Origin of the sequence: Streptomyces sp. NBC_00704 (genome assembly GCF_036226605.1) — a bacterium.
Classification (GTDB): domain Bacteria; phylum Actinomycetota; class Actinomycetes; order Streptomycetales; family Streptomycetaceae; genus Streptomyces.
Map to the genome: position 1 here is coordinate 6,914,732 of NZ_CP109000.1, position 22,192 is coordinate 6,936,923.

The window sequence follows — 22,192 nt, forward strand, 5'->3', positions numbered from 1 at the left end:
CGTTGCGTTGAAGGCGCTCGTCAAGGAGAAGGCGGAGCCCGGGCTGTGGCTCGCGGACGTCCCGGAGCCCGCCGTCGGTCCCGGCGACGTGCTGATCAGGGTGCTGCGCACCGGCATCTGCGGCACCGACCTGCACATCCGGTCCTGGGACGGCTGGGCGCGCCAGACCATCAGCACGCCGCTGGTGCTCGGCCACGAGTTCGTCGGCGAGGTCGTCGGCACCGGCCGGGACGTCACGGACATCGCCGTGGGGGACCGGGTCAGCGGCGAGGGGCACCTCGTGTGCGGCAAGTGCCGCAACTGTCTCGCCGGGCGCCGCCACCTGTGCCGCGCCACCGTCGGCCTCGGCGTCGGACGCGACGGCGCGTTCGCCGAGTACGTCGCCCTGCCCGCGTCCAACGTGTGGGTGCACCGGGTGCCGGTGGACCTCGACGTGGCGGCGATCTTCGATCCGTTCGGCAACGCCGTGCACACCGCGTTGTCCTTCCCGCTCGTCGGCGAGGACGTCCTGATCACCGGCGCGGGACCGATCGGCCTGATGGCGGCCGCCGTGGCCCGGCACGCCGGCGCCCGCAACGTCATGGTCACCGACGTCAGCGAGGAGCGCCTGGAGCTGGCCCGCAAGATCGGTGCGAGCCTCGCGCTGAACGTCTCGCAGGCGTCCGTCGCCGACGGGCAGCGGGAACTGGGGCTGCGCGAGGGCTTCGACGTCGGCCTGGAGATGTCGGGCAGGCCGGAGGCGATGCGCGACATGATCGCCAACATGACGCACGGCGGACGGATCGCCATGCTGGGGCTGCCCGCCGAGGAGTTCCCCGTCGACTGGTCCCGGATCGTCACCTCGATGATCACGATCAAGGGCATCTACGGCCGGGAGATGTTCGAGACCTGGTACGCGATGTCGGTGCTGCTGGAGGGCGGCCTCGACCTCGCCCCCGTGATCACCGGCCGCTACGGCTACCGCGACTTCGAGGCGGCCTTCGCCGACGCGGCGAGCGGCCGCGGCGGCAAGGTCATCCTCGACTGGACCGCGTAAGCACCCGCATTCCCTAGGAGCCTCCTGATGTTCGACTCCGTGCGCGACGATCTGCGCACCACCCTCGACGAGATCCGCGCCGCCGGCCTGCACAAGCCCGAGCGCGTCATCGGCAGCCCGCAGTCGGCCACCGTCGCCGTCACCGCCGGCGGCCGGCCGGGCGAGGTGCTCAACTTCTGCGCCAACAACTACCTCGGCCTCGCCGACCACCCCGAGGTCGTGGCCGCGGCCCACGAGGCCCTGGACCGCTGGGGCTACGGCATGGCGTCGGTGCGCTTCATCTGCGGGACGCAGGAGGTGCACAAGGAGCTGGAGGCGCGGCTGTCGGCGTTCCTCGGCCAGGAGGACACGATCCTGTACTCCTCCTGCTTCGACGCCAACGGAGGAGTCTTCGAGACCCTCCTGGGCCCCGAGGACGCGGTCATCTCCGACGCCCTCAACCACGCCTCCATCATCGACGGCATCCGGCTGTCCAAGGCCCGCCGCTTCCGCTACGCCAACCGTGATCTGGCCGATCTGGAACGGCAGTTGAAGGACGCGTCCGACGCGCGCCGCCGACTCGTCGTCACCGACGGCGTGTTCTCCATGGACGGCTACGTGGCGCCGCTCGCCGAGATCTGCGACCTCGCCGAGCGCTACGACGCGATGGTCATGGTCGACGACTCGCACGCGGTCGGCTTCGTCGGCCCCGGCGGCCGCGGCACGCCCGAACTGCACGGCGTGATGGACCGCGTCGACATCATCACCGGCACCCTGGGCAAGGCGCTCGGCGGCGCGTCAGGCGGCTACGTCGCCGCGCGCGCGGAGATCGTCGCCCTGCTGCGCCAGCGCTCGCGCCCGTACCTGTTCTCCAACACCCTCGCCCCGGTCATCGCCGCCGCCTCGCTCAAGGTCCTCGACCTGCTGGAGTCGGCCGACGACCTGCGTGTGCGGCTCCGTGAGAACACCGCCCTGTTCCGCCGCCGGATGACCGACGAGGGCTTCGACGTCCTGCCCGGCGACCACGCCATCGCCCCGGTGATGATCGGCGACGCCGCGGAGGCGGGCGCGATGGCCGAGCTGCTGCTGGAGCGCGGTGTCTACGTGATCGGGTTCTCGTACCCGGTCGTCCCGCAGGGCCAGGCCCGCATCCGCGTCCAGCTGTCCGCCGCGCACTCCACGGACGACGTGAACCGGGCCGTGGACGCCTTCGTCGAGGCCCGCGCGGAGGTGGCCGGGACCGAGGCCGCCGCGGTCTGAACCGCGGCGGTCCGAGCAGCCCGGACATATTGCGATAATCGGTCCCATGATCGAAGCGCGGCGGCTCCACATCCTGCGTGCGGTGGCCGACCACCGCACCGTGACGGCGGCTGCCGCCGCGCTGTACCTCACGCCGTCCGCGGTCTCCCAGCAGCTGACGGCGCTGGAGCAGGAGACCGGCCACCGGCTCGTCGAACGCGGCGCCAAGGGCGTACGGCTCACCCCGGCCGGGGAGATCCTGCTCGCGCACACTCACGCCGTCCTCGCCCAGCTGGAGCGGGCCGAGGCCGAGCTGGCCGCCTACAGCTCGGGCGCGGCCGGCACGGTCACGGTGGCCGCCTTCGCGACCGGCATCGCCCTGGTCGTGGCGCCCGCGGTGACCCGCCTCGCCCGCACCGCCCCGGGGATAAGGATCCGCGTCCAGGACGCCGAGGGCGACGCCAGCCTGCCGATGGTGCTCGACCGGCAGGTCGACGTCGCCGTGGCGGTCGAATACCGCGGCGCCCCGGCCGCCGACGACCCGCGCCTGGCGCACGTCCCCCTGTACGCCGAGCCCTTCGACGCCGTGGTGCCCGTCAGGCACCGGCTCGCCGACGCCCCCGAGGTCCCCCTCGCCGAGCTGGCCAAGGACAGCTGGATCGGCCCCTACCCCGGCAACCCCTGCCACGACGTGGTCGTCCTGGCCTGCGAGTCCGCCGGCTTCCAGCCCCGGCTGGAGCACTCCTCGGACGACTTCCGCGCGGTCGTCGCCCTCGCCTCGGCGGACGCGGGCGTGGCGCTCGTGCCGCGTTCCGCGCTGCGCGGCATGGACCTCGCGGGCGTGGTGGTGCGCCCCGTCGACGGCGTGGCGCCCACCCGGCGCGTCTTCGCCGCCGTCCGCCGGGGCGCGGAGGAGCATCCGCTGATCCGGCCGGTGCTCCGGGCGCTCGGCGAGGCCGCCCGGGTGTGAGGCTCCCGTAACCGCGCCGTCTCATGTCCGGGATATCTTCCCGGATATGAGACGCCCATCGGAGCCGGCCGCGCCGCCGGACGACGTCGACGTACGGCTGGCCGCCCGCCTCGCCGACCTGCGGGCCCAACACGGCTGGTCGCTGGGGGAGTTGGCCGAGCGCACCGGCATCAGCCGGTCCACCCTGTCACGTGCCGAGCGCGCGGAGATCAGCCCCACGGCCTCCCTCCTCAACCGCCTGTGCCACGCCTACGGGCGGACCATGTCCCGGCTGCTGGGCGAGGTCGAGGCGGAGCCGGCGCCGCTGGTGCGCGCCGCCGAGCAGTCCGTCTGGCAGGACCGCGCCTCCGGGTTCGTCCGCCGCTCGGTGTCACCCCCGCACCCCGCGCTGCGCGGCGAACTGGTCGAGGGGCGTCTCGCCGTGGGCGCCGACATCGCCTACGACCGGCCGCCCGTGGCGGGCCTGGAGCAGCACATCTGGGTGCTGGAGGGCGCCCTCGACGTGACGGCCGACGACGTCGGGCGACGCCTCGAAGCGGGGGACTGCCTGCGGCTGCGCGTCTGGGGGCCGACCCGGTTCCGCTGCGCGGGCGACGTGCCGGCGCGGTACGTGCTGGCGGTGGTGCTGCCGTGACGACGATCCGCCTGGACGCCCCCGGACTGCTCGCCCACGCCGAGGAGTTGGCCGACCTGCTGCTCGACACGGTGCACGGCGGCGCGTCGGTCGGCTTCCTCGCGCCGCTCGACCGGGCCGAGGCCCTCGCCTGGTGGCGCGAGCGCGCCGCGGAGGCGGCCGCCGGACAGCGCGCCGTCTGGGCGGCCCTCGACGGCCACCGGGTCGTGGGCAGCGTCGCCCTGGCCTTCCCCGACAAGCCCAACAGCCGCCATCGCGCCGAACTCGTCAAGCTGATGGTCCACCGGGACGCCCGCGGGCGGGGCCTCGGCCGCGCCCTGCTCACCACGGCCGAGCGGGCCGCCGCGGCCGGGGGCGTCACCCTGCTGCACCTGGACACCGAGACCGGCAGCCCCGCCGAGCACCTCTACCGCACCGCCGGCTGGACCCGGGCCGGCGTGATCCCCGACTACGCGGCCGACCCGGCCGGCACGCTCCGTCCGACCACCCTCTACTACCGGCGTCTCGCCGCGGGGTGACTGTCACCGGCAGCCGCTACCGTGCGGAGCATGCCGGACGCCGAAGACGTACGCCGTATCGCCCTGTCCCTGCCGGACACGACGGAGAAGACCGCCTGGAGCATGCCCACCTTCCGGGTCGCGGGGAAGATGTTCGCCACCCTGCCCGAGGAGGAGACCTCCCTGGCCGTGCGCTGCCCCAAGGAGGAACGCGACGAACTGGCGCTCGCCGAGCCCGCCAAGTTCTGGATCGCCGGCCACGAGGCCCAGTTCGCCTGGGTGCGGGCCCGGCTCTCCGCCCTGGAGGACGAGGACGAACTGCGCGCCATCCTGGCCGACTCCTGGCGGCAGGCGGCCCCGCCGCACCTGCTGGAGGCCCACCCGGAACTGGGGCGGCCCGCGGGGGAGTGAGGCGTCCCGGCGCGCGCCGTCGGGAAGAAACGGGTGCGCGACCATGGACCCGAGTGCGGTATTGTTTCCATGCGCGTTCGGCCAGGGGAAACCCCAGGTCAGACGGGCACCGGGACGTGGCGCAGCTTGGTAGCGCACTTGACTGGGGGTCAAGGGGTCGCAGGTTCAAATCCTGTCGTCCCGACCAGCTTCACCGCAGGTCGGAGGGCCGTTTCCACAGCAATGGGGAAACGGCCTTCGTCGTGTTCGCGGTCCGTCGCGTCCGGTGATCCTGGCGATCCCGCCACGCACATGACGGTGAGCCCCCTCGCGCACGTCGCACAGGCGCGCGCGAGCCCCCGGGGCCGGTCAGCGCAGCCTGCGCAGCTCGCGCAGTTCTCCCACCTTCGCCAGCCGTGCCACGGCGACGTAGACCGCGCACAGGGTGAGCACGCCGGCGGTGAGCGCCACGGCGTTCGGGAGCGTGCCGGTCCCGGTCCACGCGGCACAGGCACGGTCGGCCGCCCAGCCGGCGGCGGCGGCCAGACCCCCCGCCGCCAGCAGCCTGCCGTACGTGCGGCGCAGCGCGCCCGCGTCCAGCGGGCCCCCGGTCCGCCTGCGCAGCACCCGGGCGGTGAGGGCGAGGCCCGCCAGGTAGGACACGGTGTAGGCCCCGGCCATGCCGGTCACCGACCAGCGGGCGGGCAGCAGCAGGTGGCACGCGGTGGCCAGGGCGATGTTCACCGCCGCGGTCCAGACCGCCATGAGGAACGGCGTGCGGGTGTCCTCGAACGCGTAGAAGCCGCGCAGCAGCAGGTACTGCGCGGAGAACGGGATCAGGCCGAGGCCGAACGCCTGGAGCATGTGCCCGGTCGGCTGCGCCGAGGCCGCGTCGGCCGCGCCGTGCGCGAAGAGCAGGACGGCGATGCGCGGGCCGAGGGCGAGGAAGAGGAACGCGGCCGGGACGATGACGACCCCGCTCACCCGCAGGCCGCGCGACAGGTCCGCCCGCACGTCGGCGATCCTCCCCTGCGCCACGGCCCGGCTCATCCGGGGCAGCAGCGCGGTCACCAGCGACACCGTGACGACCGACTGCGGCAGCATCCAGATGGTCTGCGCGTAGGTGTACGCCGTGTAGCCCGCGCCGGCGTGCGGCAGCCTCTGGTCGACCGCGTTGGCGTAGTTGGTGACCACCGTGAGCGAGACCAGGTTGGTCAGCACCAGCAGCAGGGTCCACTTGGCCGCGTGGACGCCGGATCCCAGGCCGGAGCCGCGCCAGTCGAAGCGCGGCCGCAGCCGGAAACCGGCGGCCCGCGCGAACGGGACCAGCGCGAGGGCCTGCACCGCGATGCCGACCGTCGTGGCGACGCCCAGCAGCCTGACCTGGGCGGCGGTGATGTCCTGCACCGTCTCCGGCACGGTCGTCAGCGCCAGGTACGCGCCGAACATGCCCAGCAGGACGACGTTGTTGAGGACCGGCGTCCACATCATCGCGCCGAACCGCTCACGGGCGTTGAGCACTTGGCCGTAGATGTTGAACAGGCCGTAGAAGAAGATCTGCGGGAGCAGGAACCAGGCGAAGACCACGGTGAGCCGGAACGCCTCGTGGGTCTGCGGGGTGTCGCGCATGTACAGCGAGACGATCAGCGGGGCCGCCCACACCGCCAGCGCGGTCCCCACGGCGAGGACGGACACGACGAGGGTCACGAGCCGCTGCTCGTACGCCCGGCCGCCGTCCGGGTGCGAGGTCCTGGCCCGCACCAGCTGCGGTACGAGGACGGCGTTGAGCGCGCCGCCGATCAGCAGCGTGTACAGGCTGGTGGGCACGGTGTTGGCCGTGTTGTACGTGGTGGCCAGCAGGCCGGTGCCGAGGGCGGCGGCCTGGAGCACCTGACGTATCAGCCCGGTCGCCCGGGACGCGACCGTGCCCAGCGCCATCAGCGCCGAGGAACGGGCCGCCCCGCCCTTGCTGGTCGTGCGTTCCCCGGTCTGCGGTTGTGTCGTGGCCCCCATCCGGCCAACCTATGCCATGGAGATCGGATCACCGAACTCCGGTGCGAGCAGCTGAGGTTGACCGGCGTCCGGGACCGGGCGGGGACGAGGGCCGGGCGGCTGCGGCGCGCCGGCGGGCGTCATTGCCGGCGGCGGACGCGGCCCTCTCGCGGCGGGCTTGGGAGCCGCCGTCCGACGCCGACGCGGCCGCGCGCAGCCGCTTCGGCTGCCGGGCGTGGCCGAAGCCGGGGGCGCATACGGGCCCCGCCGCGGCAGCCGCTCCGGCACACGACCGGCGTGCACGGCCGGCGGGCGGTCGCCCCGATCGCCGCCCGCACGCCCGCCGTGCGCGGCGACGGCAGCGCGGCGCGTTCGTCGCGCCGGCCGGTCCGCCGGCCGCCCGGGCCGGTCAGGAGGCCGAGAGGCCCACGTGGGCCAGGGCCTGGCGCAGCAGGAAGCCGTGCCCGCCGGGCATCTCGCTCTGCACGGCGAGCGAGGCGGCCTCCCGCGGGCTGAACCACACCAGGTCCAGCGCGTCCTGCCGGGGCCGGCAGTCGCCCGTCACCGGCACGATGTAGGCCAGCGACACGGCGTGCTGGCGGGGGTCGTGGTACGGCGTGATGCCCTGCGTGGGGAAGTACTCGGCCACCGTGAACGGCTGGAGCGAGGTCGGCACGCGGGGCAGGGCCACCGGTCCGAGATCCTTCTCCAGGTGGCGCAGCAGGGCGTCCCGCACGCGTTCGTGGTGCAGGACCCGGCCGGAGACGAGGGTCCGGTTGACGTTGCCGTCCGGGCCCATCCGCAGCAGCAGGCCGACGCTGGTGACCTCGCCGCTGTCGTCGACGCGCACGGGCACGGCCTCGACGTAGAGGATCGGCATACGGGCGCGCGCCATCTCCAGCTCGTCGGCGCTCAGCCAACCCGGAGTGGTTTCGGTCAAGTCAGACATTGTTCGATCATACTTTCAGTGTCCGTCGGGAAGCCGGTAGACCCGGCGGGCGTTGTCGGCAGCGGCCCAGCGTGCCAGGCGCAGCGCGTCGGCCGGGCTCAGCTCGTCGCCGTCCACGCGGTCCTGGAGCAGCTCGCCCAGTCCCCTGCGGAAGGCCAGCGCGCCGAGGGAGTAGAACTCGGCCAGACCGCAGGCGTCGGAGCTGTACAGCAGTTTGCGGAACGGTGTGATCTCCAGCGCCTCCTCCAGGACCGCCCGCGCTCGCACGGGACCGACGTGGTGCAGGGTCAGCCCCACGTCCAGGTACACCTGCTCGAACACCGCGGCCAGGAAACCGGCCTGCCGCTGGTAGGGCCAGCAGTGCAGGAGCAGCACGGGGATCGTGCCCGCCGTGAGGTGCAGCCAGTCCGTGAGATGCGTGGGATCCGCCTGGTGCAGGCGGATGTCCGAGTCGCCGAAGCCGGTGTGCAGTTGCAGGGGCAGACCCAGGTCGACGGCGGTCCACAGCAGGTGCCGGACCAGCACCGGCTCGTCCAGCCGTCCGCCGCGCGCCAGCCAGCGCCGCGCGCCCCGGGCGACCTCCTCGTCCGGGGGGCGGGCCGGGTCGAGCGCGAAGCCCGTGCGGTAGGCGGCCACCGACTTCACCGCGACCACCCCCGGCCGCCTGACCGCGTCCAGCGCGGCCGACCGGAACGCGTCGGCGTAGCCGCCCGCGTCGACGCCCCGGGCGGCCACGGCCTCGGCGACCGCTTCGAGCCGGACGACCTCGTGGGCGACGGCCCCGCCCGCGGCCTCGGCCAGTCCGGCCGCCGTGGTGGAGCGGGGCGGCGCGAACCCGGTGTCGACGCAGAACACGCCGGTGCGGGCGTCCGTCAGGAACCGCCGGTTCACCTCTGCGGGGCCCAGCTCGGCCCGTCGCGCCAGATAGACGTCGGCGGGCGCGTGCCGCTCCAGATCGAGCAGCGGCGCGCAGTGCCGGCGCACGGCCACACCCACCGGGGTGTCGAACGCCGAGATGCCGGGCAGGCGGCCGCCCTCGGTGAGCAGGGCCTCGAACCCGGGCCGGTCCAGGGGGCCGGCGACGACGCCGTGGCAGTGGTGGTCCACCAGGTCCAGCCCGGCCAGCTCCTCGTGGACCGCTCCGCCGGCCATGTCAGTACGTCCAGCGGTAGGCCGCCGCGACCCGCTCGTCGTCCAGGCCGTCGACGGCGTCGATCTCGCCCCGCCGCACGGCGGCCACCGCGTCGGCGAGGACCGGGCCGAGCGCGTTCCGCAGCACCTCGTCCGCGCGGAAGGCGGCGACGGCCTCGGCGAGCGACGTCGGCAGCCGCCGTACGCCCCGGGCGGCGGCCGTCCCGGCGTCCAGCCGCACCGGGTCCCCCCGCGTCTCCTCCGGCAGGACGGCGCCCGTGGCGATCCCGGCCAGCCCGGCGGAGATGAGGCAGCCGAGGGCGAGATAGGGGTTGGCGGCCAGGTCGACCGGTTTGACCTCCAGGTTCGCCTGCTCGGCGCGCCGGCCCGCGGTGCCCCGCACCACGCGCAGCGCGCACTCGCGGGTCTCCAGCCCCCAGGCGGTGAACACCCCGGCCCACTGGGACGGCTTGAGGCGCAGATAGCTCGCCGGGCTGGGCGCGGTCACCGCGGTGAGCGCCGGCAGCCGGGCCAGGACGCCCGCCGTGAAGGCCTCCGCGTCGGCGGTCATGCCGTGCCGGCGCCCGCCGCCGGCGTGCAGGTTCACGCCCTCGCGCCAGGCCGACAGATGGACGTGTCCGCCGTTGCCGACGCCCCGCGCGAGGACCGCGGGGGAGAAGGAGACCCGCAGGCCGTGCCGCCGGGCCACCGCGCGGATCGTGTGGCGGACGAGCACGCTGCGGTCGGCCGCCGCCACCGGGTCCAGGGCGCCCACCGAGATCTCGAACTGGCCGGGCGCGTACTCGGGATGGATCTGGTCGACGTCGACGCCCTGCGCCGCGCACGCGGCCAGCAGCTCGGCGGTGAAGGCGCTCAGCTCGATCTGCCGGGTCGCGCCGTACGCCGGCCCCGTGGCCGCCGGGACGAACTCCCCGGCGGGCGCGGAGTCCAGGCCGACCGTCCACTCGATCTCGATGGCCGCCCTGAAGCCGAGCCCGTGCTCGCGGGCCGCGTCCGCGACGACGCGCCGCAGGAAGGTGCGGGAGCATCCGGGATGCCGTCCGCCGTCCTGGGCGATCCGGTCGACCGGCGCCCACGCCCAGCCCGGCTGGCCCGCCAGGACGACGAGCCGGTCCAGGTCGGGGTAGAGGCGCAGGTCGCCGTCCGGGGAGCCCAGCACGTCCGTGGCGACGACGCCGTCGTGCGCGAGGAACGTGTCGAACACCGGCGACATGCCGACGCCCCACGCCGCCGCCGAGGCCAGGGCCGCCGTCGGGACCGCCTTCACCCTGCCGACGCCCGCCGTGTCGACGTAGGCCAGGACGATCCCGTGGACGCCTCTGCCGCTCAGCTCCCCGGACAGCGCGCCCGCCCGCTCGACGTCTCCGGGACGCCCGCCCGGGACGGGATCGGCGAGGGTGGTCATACGTCCTCCACAGCGGTGCGATCGGAGCGCCCCGGGACCGGCCGGACCGTCACGGACCGGGGCGGGGCGGGGGGCGTGCCGGACGTTCCTCAGGGTTTCACGGCGACCGCGCCGTACTGCGGCACCACCACGAGGGAGTCCGCCTCTCCGCGCCAGCGCGAACACGACACCAGGCCCGGCTCCAGCAGCTCCAGGCCGTCGAAGAACGCGGCGATCTCCGCGCCGCTGCGGGCGGTGATCGGCGGCTTGGCGTTCTCGTTCCAGAACTTCATGGCCGGGATCTGGCCCTCGCCGCCCACCTCGCTGTCGTGGGTGGGGTGCGTCAGGACCAGGAAGCTCCCCGAGGGGACGTCGGCCATGACCTCGCGGACGATGCCCCGCGCCGCCTCCTCGTCCAGGACGAAGTTCAGGATGCCCAGCATCATCACCGCGACCGGGCGCGTGAAGTCCAGGGTGTCCGCGGCCCGTTCGAGGATGGCGGCCGGATCGCGCACGTCGGCGTCGATGTAGTCGGTGACGCCCTCGGCGGTGCCGGTCAGCAGGGTGCGGGCGTGCGCCAGCACGATGGGGTCGTTGTCGACGTACACGATCCGCGCGTCGGGCGCGACGCGCTGCGCGATCTCGTGGGTGTTGTCGGCCGTCGGCAGCCCGGTGCCGATGTCCAGGAACTGCCGCACCCCGCGCTCCTCGGCGAGGTGGCGGACCGCCTGCCCGAGGAACCAGCGGTCGGCGCGGGCGATCTCCCGGATGAGCGGGAACATCCCGGCGACGTGCTCGCCGACCCCGCGGTCGACCTCGTAGTTGTCCTTGCCGCCGATCCAGTAGTTCCACACCCGCGCGTTGTGCGCGACGCTGGTGTCCAGCCGTGCCGGCCCGCTCACGTGACCGCCCCTTCCCGCGTCCCGGCCCGTGTCGCGGGCCCCAGGCCGTCATTGTGCCGCCGGATGATCACCGCTGTCCCCGGTAGGCTGAAAAACCGCCGATCCCGTACAGGAAGCACGAGATGCCCTACACCCATGCCCCCGGTCCGGCCGCCTGTGAGCCGTCGGCCGGTCCCGCCGACATACGCCTGGTCGTCACCGACATGGACGGCACCCTGCTCGACGACGACAAGCGGATCCCGGCGGGACTGTGGGAGGTGCTCGAGCGGCTGCGCGAGCGCGGGGTGCTGTTCAGCCCGGCGAGCGGACGCCAGTACGCGTCCCTGGCCCGCGAGTTCGCCGGCGTGGCCGACGGCATGGTGTTCATCGCGGAGAACGGCGCCTACGTCGTGCGCGACGGCGAGGAGGTCAGTTCCGACCCGCTGGACCCGGACGTCGTCGCGCGGGTCGTGGCGGCGGCGCGGCGCCTCGCGGCCGACGGCGTCGACATGGGCGTCGTCGTCTGCGGGAAGCGGTCCGCCTACCTCGAACGGTCCGACGAACCCTTCCTGGCGGAGGCGGCCAGGTACTACGTCCGCCACCAGGTCGTCGAGGACGTCGCCGCCGTCGACGACGAGATCGTCAAGGTCGCCCTGTTCGACTTCGGCTCCGCCGAGGAGAGCACCGCCCCGGCGCTGGCGGCCTTCGCCGACACCCACCAGGTCGTGGTCTCCGGCGAGCACTGGGTCGACGTGATGAACCGCACCGCCCACAAGGGCGCGGCCCTGCGCCGGCTCCAGCGGGAGCTGGGCATCACCCCCGCGCAGACCATGGCCTTCGGCGACTACCTCAACGACCTGGAGATGCTGGACGCCGCCGAGTGGTCCTTCGCCATGACGGGCGCCCACCCCGAGGTCGTCCGCCGGGCCCGTCACCTCGCCCCCTCCAACAACGACAACGGCGTCCTGCGCACCGTCGTCCGCCTGCTCGACCTGCCGGTGTCCGGCCTCTGACCCGCACGCCGGTCCGAACGCCAGAACCGGGCCCCCGGAGCGGCCTGACCGCCCTCCGGGAGCCCGGAATCCACAGCCTGGGGCCACCGTCCACCGTCGGGGCCACCGCCTACCGCTGTGCCCGGCCCGCCGCCGGGGTCACGGCCTGAGCGGGTCGTGGCCGATCGTCATCAGGCGGTGGCGCCGGCGGGTCTCGTCCGCCTCGGGCTCGTTCCCGGAGTCCGCCTGCTCGGCGACGGCGTCCACGACCCGGTACATGACCTCGACGTCGTCGTCGGTCAGGTCGGTGCGGCGTTTCTGCAGGATCGCGAGGACATGCTGCCCGGTCGGGCTCCCCGCCTGCTCGGGCAGCGGCTCCGCGTTCTCGTCGGCGTCGCGCACCCGCAGCCAGGCGGCCAGTTCCTGCGAGGTCATGTTCACGGCGCGGTGGAAGTCCTCCCACAGCGCGTCCATCTCCAGTGCGTCGGTCATGCGGGCCTCCCTCCCGGCCGGTGCGTCCGCGTCACTTGTCCTGCGGCCAGTTCTCCGCCTCGAACATCCAGCGCTGCTTCTCCAGCTCGGCGGTGATGGCGATCAGCAGGTCCTGCGTGACCGGGTCGGCCTCGTCGGTCGCCGTGATGCGTTCGCGCAGTCGCGCGATGGCCGCGCCCAGGGTCTCGGCGATCACCGTGACGACGTCCTCGTCGCGCAGCCAGCCGTCCTTGGGGGAGGGCAGGGTGAACGCCGAGGCGATCGTCTCGGGGCGGCCGTCCGGCGGCAGTCCCAGCGCGGCGGCGCGCTCGGCCACCGTGTCGGCGAAGCCGCGGGCCGTGGTGACGACCTCGTCCAGCTGGAGGTGGATCGAGCGGAAGCGCGGGCCCACGATGTTCCAGTGCGCCTGCTTCCCGATCAGGGAGAGGCCCAGAAGGTCCACGAGGGTGTTCTGCAACGCGTCGAAGGTGACCTGGCGGGCGGGTTCGGGGAGCGGGCTCTTCACGACAGTCATACGGGAGTCCTCCTCTTCGCGTCATTCCTGGCTGCTCGGAGCAGTTCCGCGCGCTCGGCCTCGTCCACGCCGCCCCACACCCCCGACGTCTGTGCGGTGTCCAGGGCGTAGGACAGGCAGTCGGCGCCGACCGGGCACCGGGCGCACACGCGTTTGGCCTCGGCGGCCTCCCGCAGCGCCGGCCCGGTCGTGCCCACGGGGAAGAACAACTCCGGGTCCTCGCCCACACAGGCGGCAGCGCGCAACCACTCCATGGGGGCGCGGGTGCCCCGGGCGCACCGCCGCAAACAGGACGTCCGCCGTTTCCGCCGCCGGTCCGCCCGAGATCCGCCGCAGCTCGGCGGCCGTCCCGCCCGGACCCGCCCGGCATGCGCCCGCGGTCAGGTTCAGGACGGGCAGTGCGGCTCAGGGCGGGCAGTGCGGCTCAGGACGGGCAGTGCGGCTCAGGACGGGCAGTCCGGTTCAGGACGGGACGACGTCGTCCAGGAACCTCGTGACGTCCGCGAACACCTCCGCCCGGTTCGTCTCCTGGAAGACCTCGTGCCGCGCGCCCGGGTAGATCCGCTCGGTGTGCGTGCCCGCGGTCAGCCGCAGCACTCCGACGCGGCTGCCGGCCTGCGGGACCAGCCGGTCGTCGGCGCCGTGCAGCCACAGCACGGGCAGCGGGCGGACGTCGCCGCCCCCGGCGACGGTGTCCAGGGTCCGCGCGAAGGCCTCCAGCGTCGGCCGTTTCATCGGCCCGTGCCACACCAGCGGGTCCGCCGCGTAGGCCGCGCAGACCGCCGGGTCGCGGGAGAGGGCGGCGGGGCTGACGGGGACGTCGGGGATCTCGTCGTGCGCGAGCAGGCGGCCGGGCAGCTCCCACGCGCCGATCACCGGGCCGGACAGCACGAGCGCGGCGAGCCGGTCGCCGTGGCGCTGGGCGTACCGGGCCGCGATCAGGCCGCCCATCGAGTGCCCGACGACGACGAGGGGAAGGCCGGGCCGGGCGCGGCGGGCCAGTTCGGCGACGCGGTGCAGGTCGTCGACGACGTCCTCGAAGTCCTCGACGAGCACCCGCTCGCCCGCCGACCGGCCGTGTCCCGCGTGGTCGGGGGCGTACACGGCCGCGTGGTGCGCGGCGAGAACGCCGGCGACCTCGGCGTAGCGGCCGCCGTGCTCGCCGTAGCCGTGCGCCAGGAGGGCCGTGTACCGCGGGTGCGGGCCGGACCGCTCCAGCACGGCGATCGCGCCGCGGGTCCCGGCGAGGACGTGTCGGGGCATCGTGTCTCCAGCGGTGTCGGCGAAGTCTGCGGGGATCTTCCCAGGGGGTCGGGCCGGGGTCTATAGTCGAAAACTAGCAGTGCTAATCAAGGAGTCCGCTCGTGCGTCCCGTCCACTTCGCGGCCGCCCGCCGCACCCCCGTCGGAAGACTGCGCGGGGCCCTGTCCTCCGTCCGGCCCGACGACCTCGCCGCCACCGTCATCCGCGGTCTGGTCGCCGACGTGCCCGCCCTCGACCCGGCCCGCGTCGACGACGTCTACTGGGGCGCCGCCAACCAGGCGGGCGAGGACAACCGCAACGTCGCCCGCATGGCCGCCCTCCTCGCCGGGCTGCCCGAGACCGTTCCCGGCGCCACGGTGAACCGGCTGTGCGCCTCGGGCCTGGAGGCCGTCACGACCGCGGCCCGCGCCATCGCCGCGGGCGAGGCCGACATCGTGCTCGCGGGCGGCTCGGAGTCGATGAGCCGCGCTCCCTTCGTGCTGGCCCGCCCGGACGAGGCGCTCCCGCACCGCGTGGAGACCGTCGACACCCGGCTCGGCTGGCGGCTGGTCAACCCCGCGATGAAGGACCTGCACGGGCTGCTCGCGATGGGGGAGACGGCCGAGGAGGTCGCCGCCCGGTACGGCATCACGCGCGAACGCCAGGACGCGTTCGCGCTGCGCAGCCACCGGCTGGCCGCGCTGGCCCGCAAGGAGGGCCACTTCGACGACGAACTGCTGCCCGTGACGCGGGCGGACGGCGTCGTCGTCGACGCCGACGAGGGCATCCGCGAGGACACCTCCCCCGAGAAGCTCGCCGGGCTCAGGCCCGTCTTCCGGGAGGGCGGCACCGTCACCGCGGGCAACGCCTCCCCGATGAACGACGGCGCCGCCGGCCTGCTCCTCGTGAGCGAGGAGGCGCTCAACGAGCTGGGGCTGGAATCCCTCGGCCGCTACGTCGCCGGCGCCTCCGCCGGCGTGCACCCCGACGTGATGGGCATCGGCCCCGTCCCGGCCACCCGCAAGGCGCTGGCCCGTGCCGAGTGGAGCGTCGACGACGTCCAGGAGGCCGAGTTCAACGAGGCGTTCGCCGCGCAGGTGCTCGCCTGCGTCGACCGGCTCGGCATCGACGCCGACCGGATCAACCCCAGCGGCGGCGCGATCGCCCTGGGCCATCCGCTCGGCTGCTCGGGCGCCCGCATCCTCACCACCCTGCTGCACCGCATGCGCCGCACCGGAGCGGAGCGCGGACTCGCCACCATGTGCGTGGGCGTCGGCCAGGGCAGCGCGGTCCTGGTCGAACGACACTGACGGACCCGGTCCCGCCCGGCCCGGCGGAACCGGGCCGGGCCCGCGGGCCCGAGCGGTCATCGGGCGGAACCGGGCCGCGCGGCCCGGCCGGTCACCAGGCGAGACGGGCAGGGGGCGCGGAACGGATGTGCGTAGCATCGACCTCCGCATGAACATGATGACGTTGTGGCACATCACCGGCTGGGGGTTCGCCGCGCTCGCCCTGGCGACCCTGATGGTCGGCTTCTCCAAGACGGCCGTCAGCGGCGCCAACACGGTCAGCCTCGCGATCTTCGCGGCGGTCCTGCCCGCCAGGGCCTCCACCGGCGTCCTGGTGCCGCTCCTGATCGCGGGCGACGTCCTGGCCGTCCTCACCTACCGGCGCCACGCCCACTGGCCCACGCTGTGGCGGCTCTTCCCGGCGGTCGCGGTCGGCCTCGTCCTCGGCACGCTGTTCCTGCTGTGGGCCGGCGACGGCGTCGTGCGCACGTCCATCGGCGCGATCCTGCTGCTGATGGCCGGCGTCACGCTGTGGCGGCGCCGCACGACCGCGGCGACGGACGAACCCGAAGCCGTCGCCACCCGCTCGGGCCGCATCAAGGCCCGCTCCTACGGTGTCCTCGGCGGCTTCACCACGATGGTCGCCAACGCGGGCGGCCCGGTGATGTCGCTGTACCTGCTCTCGGCCGGCTTCCGCAAGCTCGGCTTCCTCGGCACCTCCGCCTTCTTCTATCTGATCGTGAACCTGGTCAAGGTGCCGTTCAGCGCGGGCCTCGGCCTGATCGACGGCCACTCGCTGCTCCTGGACCTCGCACTCGTCGCGTTCGTCGTCCCGGGCGCGCTGCTCGGCAAGTGGGCGGTGCACCGCATCAACCAGCGGCTGTTCGAGCAGCTGGTGATCGCGGCCACGATCGTGGGCGGCGTCCAACTGCTGCTGACCTAGGGAGACCTAGGGGTATCGCCCTGAGCGGCGAAGGGCGCCGGCGCGGCCCGGGACCGCCGGACGGGACGGGCACGACGGCCCAGGGCGGACGGAGGCGCCGGACGCTACTCCCGGTCCGGGGCGCGGCGCAGCAGATAGGTGTCCATGATCCAGCCCTTGCGCTCGCGGGCCTCGGCGCGCAGCCGCTCGATGCGGGGCCCGGCCTCGGCGATCGGGCCCGCGACGAGGATCTCGTCCGGGGTGCCGATGTAGGCCCCCCAGTAGATGTCGACGTCGTCCCCGGCGTACTGCCGGAAGGCCTGGTGGGCGTCGAGCATCACCACGACGTCGTCGACCCCCTCGGGGAAGCCCTCGGCGAGCCGCCGGCCGGTCGTGATCTGCACCGGCCGCCCGACCCGGTTCAGCCCCGTGCGGTGCCGGGCGACGAGCGCGGAGACACTGCTGATGCCGGGCACCACGTCGTACGCGAAGTCCACCGAGCCCCTCGCCAGGACCTCCTGGAGGACGGCCAGCGTGCTGTCGTACAGCGCGGGGTCGCCCCACACCAGGAACGCGCCGCGCTCGTCCTCGCCCAGCTCCTCGGCGATCAGCCGCTCGTAGATGTCGGCGCGGGCGCTGCGCCAGTCGCCGACGGCGGGGGAGTAGTCCGCGCCGCCGGCCCGGCGGTCGCGCTCCGGATCCCGCGCCTCGACGACCCGGTAGCCGCCCCCGGGCAGATGGGCGTCGAGCATGTCGTGACGCAGCCGCGTCAGGTCGCTCTTCACCTCGCCCTTGTCCAGGACGAAGAACACGTCCGTGTCGCGCATCGCCCGCACGGCCTGCAGGGTCAGCTGGTCGGGGTCGCCCGCGCCGATGCCGATGACATGAATGCTTCGCACGCGACGAGTCTGCCGTACCCCTCTCGCGGCGGACGCGCCGGGTCAGCGCAGCCGCGGCGCCACGGCCGCCGCGTCCACGGCCGTGCCGGTGCGCTCCACCGTCTCCGCCAGCTCCCGCGCCCAGCGGGCCAGTCCGGTGAGGTCCAGTCCGTACGGCCGGTCCTCGCCACTGCCCCCGGCCCACTGCGACACGGCCGCCGCGCCGCGCCGCAGCAGCCGCGCCCCGCCCGCGAGGTTGCCCCGGGCGGCGTGCGTGAGGCCCACCGCGAGCTGGGCGAGGCCGCGCCACAGGGCGCGCTCGCCGTCGGGGCCCGACTTCCAGGCGTCCTCGAAGACCTCGTGCGCGTGGAAGGGCTTCCCGGCGTCCAGCAGGGCCTGGGCCTCGGCGACCGTGTCCGGAGGGGTGCGCACGACGCCCTCGGGCTGCCGTTCCACCCCCTCCGCGCCGTACGGCAGGGGCCGCCCCAGCCCGTCGCGCGGCCGGGCGTTGCGCGCCCGCCCCTCGCCGTCCCGGTCCCGCCCGGCGGCGCCCCGGCCGCCGCTCGTGCCTCCTGTGCCGACCCTGTGTTCCATACGGCGATTGTCCCGCGCCCGGCCCGCTTTCGGCGCAGCGCCCGGCGTGGGGTAAAGTGCTGTTCGCGCGATCAACACGGCGAACAACCGTGGAGAGCGCACCGGGACGTGGCGCAGCTTGGTAGCGCACTTGACTGGGGGTCAAGGGGTCGCAGGTTCAAATCCTGTCGTCCCGACCAGCTTCACGGCAGGTCGGAAGCCGCTTTCTCACACAGAGAAGGCGGCTTCGGTGCGTCCGGGCCCGTTCGCGGCCGTGGCAGCACTCCCGCCGGTCCCGCCAGGACCCTTGCGCGCGGGCGCACTTCGCGCCGGCATCGACGCCGCGGCCGACGCGGAACCCCGCAGCCGCCGGCCCGGAGCCGACCGGGCGGCGGCGCTCCCGGCCGGACGCCGCGCACCGGGTCCGGGGGGTGACCGGGCGGTAACCGGGGAGGCTAGGCTGGGATCATGCCGTCCCCCCGTCGTACCGCCCGACAGTCCGAGCTGCTGGAACGACTTGTCGCGCTGCTGACGGCGGAGGGGTTCTCGGACTTCACCCTGGACGACCTCGCCGAGCGGCTGCGCTGCTCGAAGACGACCCTCTACCAGCTGGCCCGCAGCAAGCAGGGGCTGGTCGTGGAGGCCGTCAAGCACTATTTCCGCGGGGCCACCGAGGCCGTCGAGAAGCGGGTGGGGCAGACCGTGGACCCCTCGGACCGGGTCCGCGTCTACCTCAGCGCCGTCGCCGAGCAGCTGCGGCCGCTCTCGCGCCGGTTCCTCGAGGACGTCGCGGACTTCCCGCCCGCCCGCGAGGTGTACGAGGCCAACACCCGGATGGCCGCGGAGCGGGTGCGCCGGCTGATCGCCGAGGGCGTCTCGGACGGCGCCTTCCGCGAGGTGCACACCGCGTTCGTCGGCGAGGTCGCCGCCGCGACCATGCGCCAGATCCAGCAGGGCGAGCTGAAGGCGCGCACCGGGCTCACCGACGCCGAGGCCTACGAGCAGCTCGCCTCGCTGATCGTGCACGCCGTGTCGTCCTGATCGTGCACGCCGGCCCGTCCTGACGCCCGGCGGTCCGCCCGTCTCCCTCTTGCCTGACATTCCGCTGCGTTTTCCGGATTTCACCCTGCTCGACGCCCTGCGCGGGGTGCCGTGGAGCAGCCAGGTGGAGTACCGTGGATGATACGTTCGTACACACGTCAGTATCATTCTCGGTACTGACAGCACTTCTACGTGGAGGTCACCATGCCTGCCACTCGCGCCCTGCCGACCGAGGAGGCCGTCGAGCTCATCCAGCTCACGCGCACCCTCGCCGCCAAGGAACTCGCACCCCGGGTCGCCGACGCGGAGGCCGACGGGTCGTTCCCCCGGGACGTGTTCCGCACCCTCGGGCGCAGCGGCCTGCTCGGGCTGCCCTTCCCCGAGGAGTTCGGCGGGGCGGACCAGCCGTACGAGGTCTACCTCCAGGTGCTGGAGGAGGTGGCCGCCGTCTGGTCGAGCGTCGCCGTGGGCATCTCCGTGCACGCCCTGTCCTGCTTCCCGCTGGCCCGCTTCGGCACCGACGAGCAGCGGCGCACATGGCTGCCGGACATGCTGGGCGGCGAGCTGCTCGGCGCGTACTGCCTGTCCGAGCCGCACGCCGGCTCCGACCCGGCGGCCATGCTCACCCGCGCGGTCCGCGACGGCGACTCCTACGTGCTGAACGGCTCCAAGGCCTGGACCACGCACGGCGGTTACGCCGACTTCTACACCGTGATGGCCCGCACCTCCGACGACCGCACCCACGGCGTCTCCTGCTTCCTGGTCCCGGCCGACGCCCCCGGACTGAGCGCCGACCCGCCCGAGCGCAAGATGGGCCTGACGGGCTCGGCGACCGCCACCATGCGGCTCGACGGCGTCCGGGTGCCCGTGGAGCGCCGGATCGGCGAGGAGGGCCAGGGCCTGAAGATCGCGCTCGCCTCCCTCGACTGCGGCCGGCTCGGCATCTCGGCCGTCGCCACCGGCCTCGCCCAGGGCGCCCTGGACCACGCGGTGCGCTACGCCCGCGAGCGGGAGACGTTCGGCAAGCCGATCATCGAGCACCAGGGCTTGGCGTTCGTCCTCGCCGACATGAGCGCCGCGATCGAGTCGGCGCGGGCCGCCGCGCTGTCCGCCGCCCGCCTGAAGGACATCGGCCTGCCCTTCACACGGGAGGCGTCCATCGCCAAACTCGTGGCCACGGACAATGCCATGAAGGTGACCACGGACGCCGTGCAGGTCCTCGGGGGGTACGGATACACCCGTGACTTCCCGGTGGAGCGCTTCATGCGCGAGGCCAAGGTCATGCAGATCTTCGAAGGAACCAACCAGATCCAGCGCATGATCATCTCCCGTGCGCTGGACCGCGACGAGGGCGGTGTGCTCACCGTCCTCGGCAAGGAGTGATGATGCAGCTCGAGAACACCGCCGCCCTCGTCACCGGCGGTGCGTCCGGCCTCGGCGCGGCCACCGCGAAGGCCCTCGCCGGCCGGGGCGCCCGGGTCTTCGCCCTCGACCTCAAGGACGGCGTCGACAAGGCGCCCGCGGTCGACGGCGTCACCTACGTCCCCGCCGACGTCACCGACCCCGAGCAGGTGCGCGCCGCCGTGGAGACCGCGGCCGGGTCCGGCGTCCCGCTGCGGACGGTGGTCAACTGCGCGGGCATCGGCCCGTCGGCGCGGATCCTCGGCAAGAAGGGCCCGCACGACCTGGGCCTGTACGCCAAGGTGATCCAGATCAACCTGGTCGGCACGTTCAACGTGCTCGCCCTCGCCTCCGAGGCCATCGCCGAGACCGAGACGGACGGGGACGGCCAGCGGGGCGTCATCGTCAACACCGCGTCCATCGCCGCGTACGACGGCCAGATCGGCCAGGCGGCCTACGCGTCCTCCAAGGGCGGGGTCGTCGGCCTGACGCTGCCCGCCGCGCGCGACCTCGCGCAGTACGGCATCCGGGTGTGCACCATCGCCCCGGGCATCGTGGAGACGCCGATGCTGGCGACGGTGTCGGAGGAGTTCCGGGCCGGACTCGCGGCCGGGGTGCCCTTCCCGCGCCGGCTGGCCCGCCCCGAGGAGTACGCGCAGCTCGCCCTGTCGATCGTCGACCACGACTACCTCAACGGCGAGACCATCCGGATGGACGGCGCCCTGCGGATGGCCCCCAGGTAGCTCCCGGGCAGCATCTCCGGGCCTGCGGCCCGGTACGCCTAGGGTCTGACCAGCAGCTGGAAGTCGAAGGAGTACCGGGACGCGCGGTAGACGTGCGTCCCGTACTCCACCGGCCGGCCGGTGTCGTCGTACGCCGTGCGCCGCATGGTCAGCAGGGCCGCTCCCTCGCGTTCCGCGAGCAGGGCGGCCTCCTCCGCGGTGGCCGAGCGGGCCCCCACGCTCTGGTGGGCGCTGTGCAGGGTGATGCCCGCCGAGCGCAGCAGCCGGTACAGGCCGGTCGCCTCCAGGCGTCCGGTGTCGAGGTCCGCCACCGCCGGGGGCAGGTAGTTGCGCAGGAACGCCACCGGCTGCCCGTGCGTGGCGCGCAGCCGCTCCAGCAGGGTCACCTCGCCGCCCTCCCCGATGCCCAGCGCGACCGCCACCTCGGCGCTCGCCGGCACGCGTTCGTTGCGCAGGACGGCGGTGGTGGGGCCCTGCCCGGCCGCCTCCAGATCGTCGTAGAGGCTGCTCAGTTCCAGCGGCCGTCTGACCTGGCTGTGCACCACCTGCGTGCCCACTCCGCGGCGGCGCACCAGCAGTCCCTTGTCGACGAGCGACTGGATCGCCTGGCGGACGGTCGGGCGGGACAGGCCGAGGCGGGTCGACAGGTCGATCTCGTTGCCCAGCAGGTTGCCGGGGGCCAGGGCCCCGTGCTCGATCGCCGCCTCCAGCTGCTGGGCGAGCTGGTGGTAGAGCGGTACCGGGCTCGAGCGGTCCAGCGCGAAGTGCAGCGCGTCGAGCGCGGAGCCGGACACCGCACGGACGCGTTCGCCGGTCTTCGCCATCGGAGCGCCTCCTCGGTTCGGTGGGCGCGCGTCCCAGGGGTACGCGCCCGCGCCGGGGGGTAGGGATCGATCTTGATGCGCCCCCTCGTGATCGAACGCCGTGGCCGGACAGGTACGGTCGTACGACCCGCTCCTCACGGTGGCCGGGGGGCCCGGCGTCCCCCAGGTGTAGGTCCGT

Annotated in this window: 24 protein-coding genes and 2 tRNA genes; 14 read left to right on the forward strand and 12 right to left on the reverse strand. The window is 74.0% G+C overall.

The window, feature by feature from the left end; genetic code table 11:
• Window positions 1-7: 7 nt before the first annotated feature.
• From tdh to OG802_RS30040, 7 genes are all read left to right on the forward strand, one after another.
• A complete protein-coding gene (gene tdh, locus OG802_RS30010; RefSeq protein WP_329415507.1) occupies window positions 8-1,036 on the forward strand; it encodes an L-threonine 3-dehydrogenase in 1,029 nt (342 codons plus the stop codon).
• A gap of 27 nt (window positions 1,037-1,063) precedes the next feature.
• Window positions 1,064-2,275, forward strand: coding sequence for a glycine C-acetyltransferase (locus tag OG802_RS30015; RefSeq protein ID WP_329415508.1), 1,212 nt, complete (start codon window positions 1,064-1,066; stop codon window positions 2,273-2,275).
• Window positions 2,276-2,321: 46 nt separating this feature from the next.
• Window positions 2,322-3,224 carry a LysR family transcriptional regulator gene (locus OG802_RS30020; RefSeq protein ID WP_329415510.1) on the forward strand — a complete coding sequence of 301 codons (903 nt, stop codon included), beginning with the start codon at window positions 2,322-2,324 and terminating at the stop codon, window positions 3,222-3,224.
• Window positions 3,225-3,270: 46 nt separating this feature from the next.
• Entirely contained in the window at window positions 3,271-3,858 is a 588-nt protein-coding gene (locus tag OG802_RS30025; RefSeq protein WP_329415511.1) for a helix-turn-helix domain-containing protein, read from the forward strand.
• Window positions 3,855-4,376, forward strand: a complete 522-nt coding sequence (locus OG802_RS30030) for a GNAT family N-acetyltransferase (RefSeq protein ID WP_329415512.1) — start codon at window positions 3,855-3,857, stop codon at window positions 4,374-4,376. The genes OG802_RS30025 and OG802_RS30030 overlap by 4 nt, the downstream gene beginning before the upstream one ends.
• A gap of 30 nt (window positions 4,377-4,406) precedes the next feature.
• The gene (locus OG802_RS30035) at window positions 4,407-4,766 is read left to right on the forward strand and encodes an MmcQ/YjbR family DNA-binding protein (protein ID WP_329415513.1); all 360 of its coding nucleotides are present in this window, start codon (window positions 4,407-4,409) and stop codon (window positions 4,764-4,766) included.
• Window positions 4,767-4,876: 110 nt separating this feature from the next.
• Window positions 4,877-4,953 (forward strand) — tRNA-Pro (locus OG802_RS30040).
• Window positions 4,954-5,114: 161 nt separating this feature from the next.
• Here the strand turns inward: OG802_RS30040 and murJ are convergent.
• From murJ to OG802_RS30065, 5 genes are all read right to left on the reverse strand, one after another.
• A complete protein-coding gene (gene murJ, locus OG802_RS30045; protein ID WP_329415514.1) occupies window positions 5,115-6,758 on the reverse strand; it encodes a murein biosynthesis integral membrane protein MurJ in 1,644 nt (547 codons plus the stop codon).
• 388 nt (window positions 6,759-7,146) lie between these two features.
• Window positions 7,147-7,686, reverse strand: a complete 540-nt coding sequence (locus tag OG802_RS30050) for an NUDIX hydrolase family protein (protein ID WP_329415515.1) — start codon at window positions 7,684-7,686, stop codon at window positions 7,147-7,149.
• A gap of 15 nt (window positions 7,687-7,701) precedes the next feature.
• Complete coding sequence (locus tag OG802_RS30055) at window positions 7,702-8,838, reverse strand: amidohydrolase family protein (RefSeq protein ID WP_329415516.1); 1,137 nt, start codon at window positions 8,836-8,838, stop codon at window positions 7,702-7,704.
• Window position 8,839: 1 nt separating this feature from the next.
• Window positions 8,840-10,243, reverse strand: coding sequence for a glutamine synthetase family protein (locus tag OG802_RS30060; protein ID WP_329415517.1), 1,404 nt, complete (start codon window positions 10,241-10,243; stop codon window positions 8,840-8,842).
• An 89-nt stretch (window positions 10,244-10,332) separates the two neighbouring features.
• On the reverse strand, window positions 10,333-11,124 hold the full coding sequence (locus OG802_RS30065; protein WP_329415519.1) for an SAM-dependent methyltransferase: 792 nt from the start codon (window positions 11,122-11,124) through the stop codon (window positions 10,333-10,335).
• 122 nt (window positions 11,125-11,246) lie between these two features.
• Here OG802_RS30065 and OG802_RS30070 point away from each other — a divergent pair, with 122 nt between their 5' ends.
• Window positions 11,247-12,116 (forward strand): Cof-type HAD-IIB family hydrolase, encoded by an 870-nt coding sequence (locus OG802_RS30070; protein ID WP_329415520.1) that lies wholly within the window; start codon window positions 11,247-11,249, stop codon window positions 12,114-12,116.
• A gap of 138 nt (window positions 12,117-12,254) precedes the next feature.
• Here the strand turns inward: OG802_RS30070 and OG802_RS30075 are convergent, their stop codons facing one another.
• From OG802_RS30075 to OG802_RS30090, 4 genes are all read right to left on the reverse strand, one after another.
• Window positions 12,255-12,587, reverse strand: coding sequence for a DUF3140 domain-containing protein (locus tag OG802_RS30075; protein WP_329415522.1), 333 nt, complete (start codon window positions 12,585-12,587; stop codon window positions 12,255-12,257).
• 31 nt (window positions 12,588-12,618) lie between these two features.
• Window positions 12,619-13,101: a Dps family protein gene (locus tag OG802_RS30080; protein ID WP_329415525.1), complete on the reverse strand. Its 483-nt coding sequence runs from the start codon at window positions 13,099-13,101 to the stop codon at window positions 12,619-12,621.
• Complete coding sequence (locus tag OG802_RS30085) at window positions 13,098-13,355, reverse strand: WhiB family transcriptional regulator (RefSeq protein ID WP_329415527.1); 258 nt, start codon at window positions 13,353-13,355, stop codon at window positions 13,098-13,100. Before OG802_RS30085 ends, OG802_RS30080 begins: the two co-directional genes overlap by 4 nt.
• Before the next feature lie 208 nt (window positions 13,356-13,563).
• Window positions 13,564-14,364 carry an alpha/beta hydrolase gene (locus tag OG802_RS30090; protein ID WP_329415529.1) on the reverse strand — a complete coding sequence of 267 codons (801 nt, stop codon included), beginning with the start codon at window positions 14,362-14,364 and terminating at the stop codon, window positions 13,564-13,566.
• Between the two features lie 101 nt (window positions 14,365-14,465).
• Here OG802_RS30090 and OG802_RS30095 point away from each other — a divergent pair, with 101 nt between their 5' ends.
• Both OG802_RS30095 and OG802_RS30100 read left to right on the forward strand, forming a co-directional pair.
• Window positions 14,466-15,653: a thiolase family protein gene (locus tag OG802_RS30095; protein ID WP_329415531.1), complete on the forward strand. Its 1,188-nt coding sequence runs from the start codon at window positions 14,466-14,468 to the stop codon at window positions 15,651-15,653.
• 148 nt (window positions 15,654-15,801) lie between these two features.
• Window positions 15,802-16,575, forward strand: coding sequence for a sulfite exporter TauE/SafE family protein (locus OG802_RS30100; RefSeq protein WP_329415533.1), 774 nt, complete (start codon window positions 15,802-15,804; stop codon window positions 16,573-16,575).
• Between the two features lie 104 nt (window positions 16,576-16,679).
• Here OG802_RS30100 and cobF read toward each other — a convergent pair whose 3' ends face one another.
• Both cobF and OG802_RS30110 read right to left on the reverse strand, forming a co-directional pair.
• Window positions 16,680-17,453 (reverse strand): precorrin-6A synthase (deacetylating), encoded by a 774-nt coding sequence (gene cobF, locus OG802_RS30105; protein ID WP_329415535.1) that lies wholly within the window; start codon window positions 17,451-17,453, stop codon window positions 16,680-16,682.
• Between the two features lie 42 nt (window positions 17,454-17,495).
• Window positions 17,496-18,026, reverse strand: coding sequence for a DUF309 domain-containing protein (locus OG802_RS30110; RefSeq protein WP_329415538.1), 531 nt, complete (start codon window positions 18,024-18,026; stop codon window positions 17,496-17,498).
• A gap of 102 nt (window positions 18,027-18,128) precedes the next feature.
• Here OG802_RS30110 and OG802_RS30115 point away from each other — a divergent pair.
• The 4 genes from OG802_RS30115 to OG802_RS30130 all read left to right on the forward strand — a co-directional run bounded on the left by OG802_RS30115 (window position 18,129) and on the right by OG802_RS30130 (window position 21,190).
• Window positions 18,129-18,205: transfer RNA gene (locus OG802_RS30115), tRNA-Pro, on the forward strand.
• A 268-nt stretch (window positions 18,206-18,473) separates the two neighbouring features.
• Complete coding sequence (locus tag OG802_RS30120; protein WP_256907768.1) at window positions 18,474-19,046, forward strand: TetR/AcrR family transcriptional regulator; 573 nt, start codon at window positions 18,474-18,476, stop codon at window positions 19,044-19,046.
• A gap of 204 nt (window positions 19,047-19,250) precedes the next feature.
• Window positions 19,251-20,429 carry an acyl-CoA dehydrogenase family protein gene (locus OG802_RS30125; RefSeq protein WP_329415542.1) on the forward strand — a complete coding sequence of 393 codons (1,179 nt, stop codon included), beginning with the start codon at window positions 19,251-19,253 and terminating at the stop codon, window positions 20,427-20,429.
• 2 nt (window positions 20,430-20,431) lie between these two features.
• Window positions 20,432-21,190, forward strand: coding sequence for an SDR family NAD(P)-dependent oxidoreductase (locus tag OG802_RS30130; protein ID WP_329417528.1), 759 nt, complete (start codon window positions 20,432-20,434; stop codon window positions 21,188-21,190).
• Window positions 21,191-21,228: 38 nt separating this feature from the next.
• Here OG802_RS30130 and OG802_RS30135 read toward each other — a convergent pair whose 3' ends face one another.
• Entirely contained in the window at window positions 21,229-22,014 is a 786-nt protein-coding gene (locus OG802_RS30135) for a GntR family transcriptional regulator (RefSeq protein WP_329415544.1), read from the reverse strand.
• Window positions 22,015-22,192: the final 178 nt, after the last annotated feature.

Bases quoted from the DNA above. Each gene is read 5' to 3' on its own strand.
- OG802_RS30100 (WP_329415533.1), top strand. From the start codon at position 15,802: ATGAACATGATGACGTTGTGGCACATCACCGGCTGGGGGTTCGCCGCG.
- OG802_RS30025 (WP_329415511.1), top strand. From the start codon at position 3,271: ATGAGACGCCCATCGGAGCCGGCCGCGCCGCCGGACGACGTCGACGTA.
- OG802_RS30035 (WP_329415513.1), top strand. From the start codon at position 4,407: ATGCCGGACGCCGAAGACGTACGCCGTATCGCCCTGTCCCTGCCGGAC.
- OG802_RS30110 (WP_329415538.1), bottom strand. From the start codon at position 18,026: ATGGAACACAGGGTCGGCACAGGAGGCACGAGCGGCGGCCGGGGCGCC.
- OG802_RS30015 (WP_329415508.1), top strand. From the start codon at position 1,064: ATGTTCGACTCCGTGCGCGACGATCTGCGCACCACCCTCGACGAGATC.
- OG802_RS30130 (WP_329417528.1), top strand. From the start codon at position 20,432: ATGCAGCTCGAGAACACCGCCGCCCTCGTCACCGGCGGTGCGTCCGGC.
- OG802_RS30070 (WP_329415520.1), top strand. From the start codon at position 11,247: ATGCCCTACACCCATGCCCCCGGTCCGGCCGCCTGTGAGCCGTCGGCC.
- OG802_RS30075 (WP_329415522.1), bottom strand. From the start codon at position 12,587: ATGACCGACGCACTGGAGATGGACGCGCTGTGGGAGGACTTCCACCGC.
- OG802_RS30085 (WP_329415527.1), bottom strand. From the start codon at position 13,355: ATGGAGTGGTTGCGCGCTGCCGCCTGTGTGGGCGAGGACCCGGAGTTG.
- OG802_RS30055 (WP_329415516.1), bottom strand. From the start codon at position 8,838: ATGGCCGGCGGAGCGGTCCACGAGGAGCTGGCCGGGCTGGACCTGGTG.
- OG802_RS30125 (WP_329415542.1), top strand. From the start codon at position 19,251: ATGCCTGCCACTCGCGCCCTGCCGACCGAGGAGGCCGTCGAGCTCATC.
- OG802_RS30060 (WP_329415517.1), bottom strand. From the start codon at position 10,243: ATGACCACCCTCGCCGATCCCGTCCCGGGCGGGCGTCCCGGAGACGTC.
- OG802_RS30135 (WP_329415544.1), bottom strand. From the start codon at position 22,014: ATGGCGAAGACCGGCGAACGCGTCCGTGCGGTGTCCGGCTCCGCGCTC.
- OG802_RS30080 (WP_329415525.1), bottom strand. From the start codon at position 13,101: ATGACTGTCGTGAAGAGCCCGCTCCCCGAACCCGCCCGCCAGGTCACC.
- murJ (WP_329415514.1), bottom strand. From the start codon at position 6,758: ATGGGGGCCACGACACAACCGCAGACCGGGGAACGCACGACCAGCAAG.
- OG802_RS30120 (WP_256907768.1), top strand. From the start codon at position 18,474: ATGCCGTCCCCCCGTCGTACCGCCCGACAGTCCGAGCTGCTGGAACGA.
- OG802_RS30050 (WP_329415515.1), bottom strand. From the start codon at position 7,686: ATGTCTGACTTGACCGAAACCACTCCGGGTTGGCTGAGCGCCGACGAG.
- OG802_RS30020 (WP_329415510.1), top strand. From the start codon at position 2,322: ATGATCGAAGCGCGGCGGCTCCACATCCTGCGTGCGGTGGCCGACCAC.
- OG802_RS30090 (WP_329415529.1), bottom strand. From the start codon at position 14,364: ATGCCCCGACACGTCCTCGCCGGGACCCGCGGCGCGATCGCCGTGCTG.